This window comes from Pirellulales bacterium (assembly GCA_036490175.1).
Lineage (GTDB): Bacteria > Planctomycetota > Planctomycetia > Pirellulales > JACPPG01 > JACPPG01.
Genome location: DASXEJ010000182.1, coordinates 1 through 12,041, shown reverse-complemented (window position 1 = coordinate 12,041; position 12,041 = coordinate 1). Strand labels below are relative to the sequence as shown.

Sequence of the window (12,041 nt, the reverse complement as noted above, 5' to 3'; positions counted from 1 at the left end):
CACGCACCAGTTGCTGATAGCCGCCCATCCGCACCGCAGTCGGGTTCGGTTCGGGATCGGGATAATCGTCGGGGTAAACGTCTATCAGCTTGACGACAAAATCCGCGTCAGTCCCAGTCGTGGATACATGCAATTCGACTTCGACCGGCCCCGCAATCCGCTGATCCTCTTCTAGCACGCTGGTTTGATAGACCAGCACATCGGGGCGCTGTGCCGCAAAGCGCTGATCTTCGAGCATGTAGCGGGTTGGCATGCCGACGAAGGTCCCTTTCATAAACGGCACCGGCTTGCGCGGGTCACTCAGATATTCATCGTGTGCATCGGCAGATTCACTAGCACCGGGTGGGTCATTGGATAGCCTTCCATGGGCGGCCAGATATAGCGAGCGCCGCTGCGCCGTCTTGGGAGGCCAAGCGTCATACTTACGCCATTCGTTGGCGCCGGTCTCAAAGACCCATGCCTCGGGGTGTGCGGGCTCGCCCTTCCCCTTGAGATGGAACTCGAAAAAGGGGAGTTCGATTTTTTCGCGATAAAACTCACCTGTTTTGGCATTGAAGTTGATGTCGCCCAGTGTATCGCCCCCGTCACGCGCCCAGCCACCGTGGCGCCAGGGGCCCATGACCAAGACATTTGTGCTGCCCGGGCTCATCCCTTCCACACTGCGATAGGTTTCCATAGTGCCATACAAATCCTCGGCGTCGAACCAGCCCCCGACGGTCATGATGGCAGGACGAATGTTTTTCAAGTGCGGCCGAATGTTGCGGGCCTTCCAGAACTCGTCGTAATTGCCGTGTTGCACAACTTCGTCCCAATGGGGCATCTCTTCCTTGAAATGCCGCTTGTTGGCTTCCGATAGCGGCCCCAAGTTCAGAAAGAATTGATACCCGTCCGGTGTGCCGTAGTCGTATGAGAACGTGAACTTCTTGGTGGGCGTGGCACGGAATCGATCATTCGACGACATCCAGCCAAAAGCATGCGCCAGAAAAAACGCGCCATTGTGGTGCCAATCGTCGCCGATGAACCAATCGGCTACCGGAGCTTGCGGCGATGCCGCCACCAGCGCCGGATGAGCGTCAATTATGCCGCACGACGTATAAAAGCCCGGATAAGAGATACCGCACATTCCCACGCGTCCATTGTGATTCGACACGTGCTTGACGAGCCAATCGATCGTATCCCACGTGTCGCTCGTTTCGTCCACATCCTGCGGCCCGCTCTTGTGGGCGATGTAAGGGCGCACATGCGCAAAATCTCCCTCGGACATCCATCGTCCGCGCACATCCTGATAGACGAAAATGTATCCCTGCTGGCCAAACAACGGACTCGGTCCCAGGTCCGCCTTGTACTGATCCGCGCCATAGGGTCGCACACTATACGGCGTGCGCAGCAGCATAATCGGATAAGACTGCGACTGGTCCTTAGGTACATAGACCGCGGTGAAGAGTTTCTTGCCGTCGCGCATCGGAATGCGGTATTCGTACTTCGTATAGTGCGAAGCAACATAGTCGCGCCCTTGCGCGCAGGCCGACCGTGCCGAAGTCCAGAGTGCGATGATGCTGGCAATCGCGACCAGCGCACGACGAATGGCGGATCGACACATACCGATGTTCCCCCTGATGTCTGATCATGGTGCGGCAGACGATGCAGGCGAAAGGACCGCCGGCGGGTCCATGATAGGCACTTGACACCGGTGGTGCGAGCAAATGCTCTCGAAGCCGCCAGTGCCACGATTAGACTGCCGGCCCAATAATTCCCACGTTCGGACCGAAACCGGCGAGTTACGAGGGATGAGCTGACGAATCGACTTGCACGGCCTCGACCGGAGTTTTATGCGGCGCCACGACGTGGCCGTTGGCACTGGCTCGATTAGGCGATGGCCCGATGATCGCTTCGATCTCTTTTTCGTCGAGAATCTCTCGCTCACACAACTCGCGCGACATCATATCGAGCTTACCGCGATTTTCCTCCAATAGCTGCCGTGCCCTGTTCGCGGCGGCGTGCAGGATGTGCGAGACTTCCTCGTCGATGAGTTGCGCCGTGTGCTCGCTGAACTCGCGCTGCTCGTGAAATTCCTTTCCCAGGAACGGATGCTCTTCGCTGGTGCGATAGGCCACTGGGCCAAGTCGCTCGCTCATCCCCCAATGGGTCACCATGCGGCGCGCCAACTGTGTGGCACGTTTCAAATCGTCCTCGGCGCCGGCGCTGTATTCGTCGAAAACCAGTTTCTCTGCCGCCCGCCCCCCTAACATGAAGACCAGCCGGGCGTGTAGCTCGGTCTCGCCGATATTAAGCCGATCTTCTTCCGGCAAGAGTTGCGTCACCCCCAGAGCTCGACCGCGGGGAATGATCGTTACTTTATGCAATCGATCGCCACCCGGCACGATCCAAGCCAACAGCGCGTGCCCCGACTCGTGGTAGGCGGTCATTTCTTTTTCTTTGCCGGTGAGCACTTCTTCGCGCTTGGGGCCCATCAGAATCTTGTCGCGGGCGACCTCGAAATCGTCCATGCTGACTTTGTCCTTGCCCTGGCGCGTGGCCCACAAGGCGGCCTCGTTAACCAGGTTGCGGATATCAGCGCCGGTCAGCCCCACCGTTCCGCCGGCAAGACGTTCGATATCGACGTTATCGTCCAGCGGTACGTCGCGGCAATGTACCTTGAAGATCGCCATCCGCGCCTTGAGATTCGGCCGATCGACGGTAACGTGCCGATCGAATCGCCCCGGACGCAATAGCGCCGGATCGAGCACGTCCGGCCGATTGGTGGCCGCCAACACGATCACGGCCTCATTCGGGCTGAAACCGTCCATCTCGCTGAGGATCTGATTCAACGTTTGTTCGCGCTCGTCATGACCGCCGCCCAATCCGGCGCCGCGGACGCGCCCGACGGCGTCGATCTCGTCGATAAACAAAATGCACGGCGCGGCCTCTTTGGCGGTTTTGAACATGTCGCGAACCCGCCCGGCGCCGACGCCGACAAACATCTGAATGAATTCAGAGCCGTTGATCGAGAAAAACGGCACGTTTGCTTCACCGGCGACGGCCTTGGCGAGCAACGTCTTGCCTGTGCCTGGAGGCCCCATCAACAGCGTCCCCTTGGGAATCCGGCCTCCCAGACGCTGGAACTTTTGCGGGCTCTTCAAGAACTCGACAACTTCACTGAGGTCTTGCTTGACACCCTCCAGACCAGCCACATCGGCGAACGTCGTTCGCTTTTTGCCCGTGTCGTAACGCTTGGCCGGGCTCTTACTGAAGCCGGCGAGAATCCCGCCTCCCATGAACTGATCGCGGGCGCGGCGATACATGACCCACATTACGACCAGCAAGAGCACCGTCATGCCCAGGTAAAAGAGCATCACGGTCATCGTGCCATCAGTGACTTCGTCGGCGTCGTAACGATCGTGCAGTTTTTCCGACAACAGCCGATCGAGGTCTTGCCCCGCCAGCGGGCTCACGTCGGCATAAAAGTCTTGTTGCAAGGAACGCGCCGTTTTGGGTTGGCCTTCTTCTTCGGCGGGAGGTTCGGGGATCTTTTTAAAGCTGCCGCGAATCTTGGCGTTGTTGATGCGCACCTGTGAGACGTTGTCCGCCTTGAGCTGCTCGAGAAAGAATCCGTAGGGAATTCTCGAACGCTTCGTCTGATCGCTGGTGAGATAGAACACCGCGAAAACGCTGCCCACAATCAACGGCAGCACCAGCCAAAAGGTCGTGGGCCGGGGCCGCGCAGGCACGGGATTTTGGGGGGCGGGCGGGCCACCGGGACGGGGCTGCTGATCCATACTGCAAATGCCTCTCTTCTGGTTCTTACGCTGTGCAAGCGCGATCGGACCAAGCCTCGACGCGCCGGATTCTGCGTGCCGTCGCCAAAACGGCCTCCTTGCCCAGCACACATGGCAGACGGCCGGCTGGCATCGAATCGCTGAGGATGCGGGCGACCCGGTACTTCCCTTTCGGGTTATTCTAGCTGTTTCGCCACGCCTTGGCCGCAGCTATCGCGCCGGCTATAAGCATTGGCCAGCCGGTTTCCAGCAAGCCTGCGGAATTGTACCGCATAAATCGACGGATTTCGATCCGGGGGGGGCGACTCTGAAGGTCGGCACAATTGGTAGTTGCGGGGGGGCGTTAGACACTTCCCAAGCCGTCTCGCCCTGCCATTTTCCTCTTACCGTCCCCGCCATCGCGAACTCGGTGCTATCTTCTCTCCCGCACCCAGGAGAAAGGCCGGCGTGCTTTCATTACTACGAAGGGCGCGACCGCGTCGGCCATTCAGCAATTGGCTCCCACTTCTGGAGGTGCTTAAAAACGTGCTTTTGGGGCGCCGACACTGGACCTTGGGTCTCTTAGGCGCCCATAATCAACCGTCTGTCGTGCCAAGGAAGCAGACAAAACGCGCCTTGCGAAATCAAGTGGTGGCTGCCGTGACCAGCCGTTAGGGCAAAGGATATTGGTCGCGTTGCAGACTGGGCATTTACACCGTCACAATTTCGCCTGTCGCAGGGAGAGTTCGGCCATGCGCTTCGAGACCATATCAAATGACGGGGATGTGACCAGCCTCACGGCCTGTGGGCAGATTACGCAGAGTGCCTTCGATCATGAGGAAGAGCCGCTTGCCGAACAGTTTGGCGAAGGCGTGTACACCACGCGGGTACTATTGGGCCTGCAAGGGGCCGATTACATGGATTCCCGCGGCGTTGGCTGGCTGCTGAAATGCCACCGTCGTTTTCGACGCGCCGGTGGCATATTCGTCATTCACTCGATGCCCCCCGTGATTCGCGACGTGCTCAAAGTGCTGCACCTGGATACGATCCTGAATGTCGAAAACGACGAGCAGGCGGCACGCGAAAGGGCCCTCGCGACAGCCAATGAGTGATGTCCCCCGGCGGCCCGCGCGGCGCGGTTCCGTGGCCGTGATCTTACGCAATCAAGCGTTGCTCGTAATTCGCCGAGCCGAAGGCATTTCCGCACCCGGCAAATATTGCTTTCCCGGCGGCGGCATCGAAAGGAATGAAACCGAAGAGCAAGCGCTCGTGCGCGAGCTGCGCGAGGAACTTTCGATCGCTGTGACACCCGTGCGCCGACTATGGCGCAGCAAAACGCAATGGGGTATCGATCTGGCGTGGTGGCTAGCCGACTTGGCAGAGGATGCCCAGCCGATTGCCAATCCTGCCGAAGTGCAGAGCATCCACTGGTTCACCGTCGAGCAGTTGGAATTGCTCGATGGTTTACTCGACAGCAACCGCGAGTTCTTACAAGTCCTGCGCGCGGATCGCTCGCTGGCGATATAGGGCGGGATGCACGCGGATCGAGATGCTATCGCGCGCTATTCGGGCGGCAGGAACTGCCGATTGAAGATCTCGGGATCGAATGGATCTCCAGGAGGGTCATCGCTTGCGGCCGGTTGCTTGCGGGCGGGTTTCTTGTCTACATTTTTGCCGACAGACGCCGCCGGGGCACGGGCCTCGCTTCGCCCCACCAAGAGAAGATTGGCCGGTGTGATTTCGCCTGTGCTCTTTGTTGCCGCCGGGAGCCGCTGTAGTAATGGCTCGGCCGACCGCTCGACGCTTGCTGGCTGTTCATTCACCGGTCCGCTGGCGACCCGCATCACCCACTGCACGAGTTGCCGATACTGCACGACTTCTTTATTGGTGAAAATCGCAGCCTTGGCGGTGCCATGCGGTGCCACGGGCGCGGTCAACAATTGGCTCGCCGGTGGATCCGACCGATTGATCATTTCGATCACTGCGTACAGGTTGCGCTGTGTGAAGCGCCGATTCGAGCTCTTGCCCAATTGCGTGCGCAACAGACGCAGCTTGCTTTCGGACTGGGGTCCGTGGCAACCGGCGTTGCCACACGTATTGAGCAATAGTGGTTGAATCGTGCTGGAGAATGTTTCGACGGTGCCGTGCGGCATACCGCGCAACAGCCGGTCCAGATCCTCTGTCGACGGGCCGCTGTCGCTGGTGAAGGTCCGATGTTCGTTCTGTGTCGGCTGCTGCTGCGCCAGCTTCAATTGCCGCTCGACCAGCGTAATGCGCGCATGCTTGGCATCGATGGTCCGCGCATCGGCGATTTCTTGGTTTGCTTCCTCGAACAAGCGTTGACGGATACACCAGATGGCCAGATCTAGATGATCTGCTAGCCGCTCGGGATCCATTCGCGAGCGCTTGCGCTCATACCCTTCCTGCAAGTCACGACAAACGAGCTCGACCTGGTTGGCGCGCAAACGGATTTCGCCGCTCGGTAGCGCGATGTAATATTCCTCGCCAGCCCGGCTGATATTGCCCGCTAGCGCCTGCCCATTGCGCAATAGCACAACGCCCGGCTGCGGCGCCACCGTCAAGGCAGCGTCGTCGGCGCGCGCCGGCGCGAGCAGAGCGAGACAGAAAGTGAGTAAGGGAAGCCCAATGTGCCGAGACATGACGGCGGGGAGGTTACGGAATTGTCGTTCGCGGGTCAAGGCGAGCCGGATGCTGGCACCAACATTGACGGACGCAGGGGACTTGGCTGGCATTCTGAATGCTGCGAGACTTCTCTCGTGGCTGTTCTCAATCAAAGAGCTTTTTGCTCGCAATTGACGCAGATTGTGCAGACATGCACATAGCAAAGTGCCAGCAGTCGCGAAGCTGTTTTTAGCGGAATGCGCGATGCCAAAGGCAGTGCCATGCCAAGTCCAATTGGTCTGCGTAATCTGCGGATCACACCTTCGACAGTGACTGGTAATGTATTGACGCCGATTGCCCCCTGTACCGGCTTCGACTAGTTTTTAAAAAGGGGGACCACTGGAGGTGGCCCCGAATGAATGACAAAGTCCCTCGGCCAGCCGGGATTGCACTCCCTATGAATACGCCGGTCGAATCGCTCTGGCCGCTGCTGATCGGTCAGGAAATCGTGCTCGACATGACAAGTCCGTACGTGGTGCTAGGTCAGCTGGCGGCGGCGCACCATGATTACTTGGAGCTGGTAGAAGTCGACGTTCACGATCTGCGCGACACGCAGACTACACGCGAGAAGTACGTACTGGAATGTCGGCTACACGGAATTCGCCCCAACCGGGCCCGGGCCTGGATCAGCCTCCGCGAATTGATGGGCATCTCCCGCCTGGCCGACGTGCTGGTGGATTGACCGACCGTGCAGATTCTACGGACTATGGGGCCAAGATGCGGCGGAACGCGCGATGGAATCGCGTGGTCGCCAGGGTACACTGAATGGTGACGAGAGTTGGGGCCAAAACCCTCAGCTCGTGTTCCAATTCCCTCGTGCGGCACCGGAAGCTGCTTACTTCAGCAGGAGTTCCTTCGGTGCCAGACAGCCTTGCCACCCGTCGATTTGTGACTTCGCCTTGGCGATTCGCACCCAGGCACATGGCTATAGGCGTATTGCTATTCATGTTCGCCCCCGCGCCGACACGTGCGCAATTTGGCGAAGTCGACATGAACGGACCCAAGCGCGACAAGGAAACGATCGCGCAGTACGAGGTGGGCATGGTCATCAAGGCCGGCTCCGAGCCGTGCAGCGGGCTGTATGCAACCATGCCGATACCGATCGACTGGCCCGAGCAAGAGGTCCGAACCATCGAGGAAGAGTTTGACTCGGCCGCCAGGCGAATCACCTATCGAGACGTGGGAGGGGGCTCGGTCAAGCAGATGCTGGTCACGATCCCAAGCATCGCCGCGAATGAAGAAGTGCGGGTGATTACCCGGGTCGAAATCTCGCGGTTCACATTGCTGCCGCCAGATAACACGTCGAACCTGGTGATTCCCAAGAAGCTCGATCGCAAATTACGCATGTACCTGACTCAAAGTCCCAAAATCGAATCCACCAATCCCAAGATTCGCGCCCTGGCCACGGAAGTTTCTGCCGATAAGGAAGGAGCCTGGGAGAAGGTGGAGGCTATCTACGACTGGGTCCGCGACAATGTGAAATACGTCCGAGGACCGCTACGCGGTGCTTTGGCCGCGCTGAACGACCGCAGCGGAGATTGCGAAGAACTGACCTCGCTGTTCATTGCCATGTGCCGCGACATCGGCGTACCCGCGCGCACGGTGTGGGTTCCCGGCCACTGCTATCCCGAATTCTACTTGGAAGACGACACGGGCAAAGGATACTGGTTTCCCTGTCAGGCAGCGGGAGTGAGATGCTTCGGCGGCATCCCCGAGCAGCGGCCAATACTGCAAAAAGGGGATAACTTCAAAGTGCCTGAACGGCGCGACACGCAGCGTTATGTGGCCGAATACCTCCGGGGCGATGGTGGGCAGCCGGTCGTTCAATGGGTCCGCCAGTTGGCGAAGCCCAAAACGTAACGATCAGAGCGGGCATCTGTCTCACTCTTGTGGTTTAAATCAAGTTCCCGCTCCGAGCAACGTCTGCCCTGAGTGCCTGCAAATGCGCGCGTGGGGCCGACCGCTCAGGTACCAGCGCCGCCGAGGCAGTAGCTGCTGATAGGTAAGCCCGCCCGTCGATGAATGCTCGCAATAAGCGAATCACCCGCGCATAAAAAAACCTCGCAGGCCAGATGCGAAGGGCATCCGGCCTGCGAGGCAATTTCTTTTCGCAATCAACGGGCACAGATTCTGATAGTTCCGCGACCGTCTCTCCGAGGGTTCGACTAGTACATATCGGCGTCGCCGCCGTGGCCGCCGCCGCCCTTCTTGCCTTCCTTCGGAAGCTCGGCGATTAGTGCGTCGCTGGTGAGCAGCAACGTGGCCACGCTGGAAGCGTTCTGCAGGGCCGTGCGCGTGACCTTAGTTGGGTCGATGATGCCGGCCTTGACCAGGTCTTCGTAGGCGTCGGTGGCGGCGTTGTAACCGTAGTTTCCCTTACCTTCGATAACCCGCTCGCACACGATGCCGCCGTCTTGACCGGCGTTCGAGGCAATCGTCGTCAGCGGAGCACGAACCGCGCGAAGGATGATCTTGTAGCCGACTTCCTGGTCGGCCGAAAGTCCCTCGGGCTTGACCGAACTGGCCGCCCGCAACAGGGCCACGCCACCGCCGGGCAAAATGCCTTCTTCGACGGCCGCACGCGTGGCGTGCAGAGCGTCTTCGACGCGGGCCTTCTTCTCCTTCATCTCGCTCTCGGTCGCAGCGCCCACGTTGACCTTGGCGACGCCACCGGCCAGCTTGGCCAACCGCTCTTCCAACTTCTCGCGATCGTAGTCGCTGGTCGAGTTGTCGATCTCGCGGCGAATCTGGTCGATACGAGCCTTAATGTCGGAGCTCTTGCCGGCTCCTTCGATAATCGTCGTGTTGTCCTTGTCGATCGTTACCTTCTTGGCACGACCGAGGTCGGTCAGGTGCAGGTTTTCGAGCTTGATGCCCAAGCTTTCGAACACCGCGGTGCCGCCCGTGAGGATGGCAATGTCCTCAAGCATGGCCTTGCGGCGGTCGCCGTAGCCCGGCGCCTTGACCGCGGCGCACTTGAAGGTGCCACGCAGCTTGTTGATCACCAGAGTCGCCAAGGCCTCGCCCTCGACGTCCTCCGACACGATCAACAGGGGTCGTCCGGCATTCACCACGGCCTCAAGCACGGGGACCAATTCCTTGACGTTCGCGATCTTCTTCTCGTATACCAGGATATACGGATCGTCGAGAACGACTTCCATCTTGGTGGAGTCGGTGATGAAGTACGGCGACAAATAACCGCGATCAAACTGCATGCCTTCGACCCACTCGACCTCGGTCTTCAGGCTCTTACCTTCGTCGACCGTGATCACGCCATCCTTGCCGACCTTCTCCATTGCTTCGGCCAACAGGTCACCGATCTCGGTGTCGTTGTTGCTGGCCACTGTGCCGACCTGAGCCATTTCCTTCTTGCTCTTGATCGAGATCGACATCTTGTGCAGTTTTTCGGTGATGTCCTCGACCGCCTTCTCGATACCCTGCTTCAACTGCAGCGGGTTGACCCCAGCGACGACGGCCTTGAGGCCTTCGTTGTAAATCGCTTCGGCCATCAATGTGGCGGTCGTCGTGCCGTCACCGGCGATGTCGCTGGTCTTCGAGGCGACCTCGCGAACCATGCGAGCGCCCATGTTCTCGTAAACGTCCTCAAGGTCGATTTCCTTGGCGACCGTGACGCCGTCTTTGGTCACCGTCGGCGAGCCAAAGCTCTTCTGCAAGATTACGTTGCGTCCCTTCGGACCCAACGTCACCTTGACCGCACGGGCCAGCTTGGAAACCCCGCGGCGAATCGACTCGCGGGCTTCCTGATCAAATGCAATGGACTTAGCCATCAGTTGAATTCTCCTAAACGTTTTTTGGAAAGCCGGCGCCGTCGAGGACACCGCCTACTTTTTGTGATTCGTTTCCGGCTCCGCCGCAGACCAGTGGGGGCCCGAGCAGCGCGTTATGCGATCAAGCGACCTATTCAATCACTGCCAGGATGTCGTCTTCGCGCATCAACAACAATTCTTGATCGCCGATCTTGAACTGGTCGCCGGCATAGGTGCTGAACAAGACACGATCGCCGACCTTGACCTGCAACTTGCCGCGCGTGCCGTCATCCAGCAGCTTACCGTCGCCAACGCTGACAATCACGCCACGGGTGGGCTTGTCCTTGGCGGTGTCCGGCAGCACGATCCCGCCTGCGGTCCGCTCTTCCGACTCTTCACGCTCGACCACCACGCGGTCACCCAGCGGTTGCAGCTTGATCTTGCTTGCGGGCTTCTTGGACTTTGTCGCCGTCGACATCGCTTGTTCGCCTCCGAGTTAGCTCGAAAATGTGAATAGCCCGCAGCGAGGGGCCGCCCTTTGAGCGACCGAATCCCACGGGCTGCCAATTATGCGTATCCGTAGCGCAGCCGGCCGACGTCAAAGCAATTGCCGGGCCAAGACGAGCGCTGATGTCGCAACACACGTGAGAAAAAGCACTTATCGCACGATCTGCGGAATGGTTACACCGCAAGACTCAGCCAATTCCGGCAGTCATGTTGCGGGCATTCCATCCGAGTTCTGCCAGTTTGGCAGATTTACCAAATCGGGCCTGTCCGATGTCGCGGGTCGAATTCGGCGCGGCACGCAGAATCCGGCCCCTAAAAAGCCGGGCCAATGCACGGCCGATTCGCTGCGAGAAATATCCGCGAATTTATCCATTTTTACTCCCGAAAACGCGTCGACGGGTGTCGCAGCGCCAACCTGGGACAGTGGTTCCGCTTTCCAACACGCAGCGACCGACTAGAATGCGTCAGCCGACCGAACGGATGCCCTCGAACCCGCCTTGGTGCCTGCCATGATCCGCACTTGGATTCTTGCCACGCTCGTTTCTCTATCCTGGTCCGCCGCGACAGTTTCCGCCGCGGGAATCGAGGACCAGCTCAAAGCACTCAAGGAAGTCGGGCCCGAGGGAGCCGGCAACCAGTCCGCTCAGGAGGCATGGCGAAGGCTTTCGGCGGCCGATGCCGCATCGTTGCCGACGATTCTGGCAGCGCTCGACGACGCAGGCCCGCTGGCGGCCAATTGGCTGCGGGCCTCTGTCGATGCGATCGCCGAACGGCAATTGCGCAATGGCGGTAAATTGCCCACCGCCGCGCTCGAAAAGTTCGCAACCGACACCAAGCACTCTAACCGAGCCCGCCGACTGGCCTTTGAATGGCTCTGCCGCGCCGACCCCACGGCGAACGATCGCCTGATTCCGAAAATGATCGACGATCCGAGCGTGGAATTCCGCCGCGATGCCGTGGCCCGAGTGATTGGCGAGGCCGAGGCCCTGGAAGCGTCCGGTAAGGCGCAGCAGGCGGCAGATACATTTCGCCGGGCATTAAAGTCCGCCCGCGATCTGGACCAGGTCCAGTTGCTGGCAAAAAAGGTTGAGACCTTTGGTGACAAAGTCGACCTGCCAACCCATTTCGGCTACGTCATGAGTTGGAAGCTGGCCGGACCATTCGACAACACCGACGAAAATGGGTTCGATGTTGCCTTTCCGCCCGAGCGCGGGGTTGATTTCGCGGCCGAGTATCCAGGCAAGGCCGGTCCCGTGAAATGGATCGACCATACGACCGACGACCCGGCCGGAAAAGTCGACATCAACAAGGCGATCGTTAAGGAGAACGC

The 12,041-nt window shown here is 59.4% G+C and carries 10 protein-coding genes; 5 read left to right on the top strand and 5 right to left on the bottom strand.

Annotation, left to right across the window (positions count from 1 at the left end; translation table 11 throughout):
* The coding region (locus tag VGG64_13490; GenBank protein HEY1600615.1) for a CocE/NonD family hydrolase at positions 1–1,600 on the bottom strand (1,600 nt) is incomplete at its 3' end.
* Positions 1,601–1,778: 178 nt separating this feature from the next.
* On the bottom strand, positions 1,779–3,728 hold the full coding sequence (gene ftsH / locus VGG64_13485) for an ATP-dependent zinc metalloprotease FtsH (GenBank protein ID HEY1600614.1): 1,950 nt from the start codon (positions 3,726–3,728) through the stop codon (positions 1,779–1,781).
* A 779-nt stretch (positions 3,729–4,507) separates the two neighbouring features.
* Here ftsH and VGG64_13480 point away from each other — a divergent pair.
* Together VGG64_13480 and VGG64_13475 are read left to right on the top strand one after the other, a co-directional pair.
* Entirely contained in the window at positions 4,508–4,867 is a 360-nt protein-coding gene (locus VGG64_13480) for an STAS domain-containing protein (protein ID HEY1600613.1), read from the top strand.
* Positions 4,860–5,282: an NUDIX domain-containing protein gene (locus VGG64_13475; GenBank protein ID HEY1600612.1), complete on the top strand. Its 423-nt coding sequence runs from the start codon at positions 4,860–4,862 to the stop codon at positions 5,280–5,282. The genes VGG64_13480 and VGG64_13475 overlap by 8 nt, the downstream gene beginning before the upstream one ends.
* Before the next feature lie 35 nt (positions 5,283–5,317).
* Here the strand turns inward: VGG64_13475 and VGG64_13470 are convergent, their stop codons facing one another.
* Positions 5,318–6,415, bottom strand: coding sequence for a hypothetical protein (locus VGG64_13470; protein ID HEY1600611.1), 1,098 nt, complete (start codon positions 6,413–6,415; stop codon positions 5,318–5,320).
* Between the two features lie 377 nt (positions 6,416–6,792).
* Between VGG64_13470 and VGG64_13465 the strand changes: the two genes are divergently transcribed.
* Both VGG64_13465 and VGG64_13460 read left to right on the top strand, forming a co-directional pair.
* The gene (locus VGG64_13465; GenBank protein HEY1600610.1) at positions 6,793–7,119 is read left to right on the top strand and encodes a hypothetical protein; all 327 of its coding nucleotides are present in this window, start codon (positions 6,793–6,795) and stop codon (positions 7,117–7,119) included.
* A 239-nt stretch (positions 7,120–7,358) separates the two neighbouring features.
* On the top strand, positions 7,359–8,297 hold the full coding sequence (locus VGG64_13460; protein HEY1600609.1) for a transglutaminase-like domain-containing protein: 939 nt from the start codon (positions 7,359–7,361) through the stop codon (positions 8,295–8,297).
* A 305-nt stretch (positions 8,298–8,602) separates the two neighbouring features.
* Here VGG64_13460 and groL read toward each other — a convergent pair whose 3' ends face one another.
* Together groL and groES are read right to left on the bottom strand one after the other, a co-directional pair.
* Entirely contained in the window at positions 8,603–10,225 is a 1,623-nt protein-coding gene (gene groL, locus VGG64_13455) for a chaperonin GroEL (GenBank protein HEY1600608.1), read from the bottom strand.
* A 130-nt stretch (positions 10,226–10,355) separates the two neighbouring features.
* Positions 10,356–10,682 carry a co-chaperone GroES gene (gene groES, locus VGG64_13450; protein ID HEY1600607.1) on the bottom strand — a complete coding sequence of 109 codons (327 nt, stop codon included), beginning with the start codon at positions 10,680–10,682 and terminating at the stop codon, positions 10,356–10,358.
* 538 nt (positions 10,683–11,220) lie between these two features.
* On the opposite strand from groES, the gene VGG64_13445 reads away from it, so the two are divergent.
* Positions 11,221–12,041: hypothetical protein (locus VGG64_13445; protein HEY1600606.1), on the top strand; the 821-nt coding region annotated here is incomplete at its 3' end.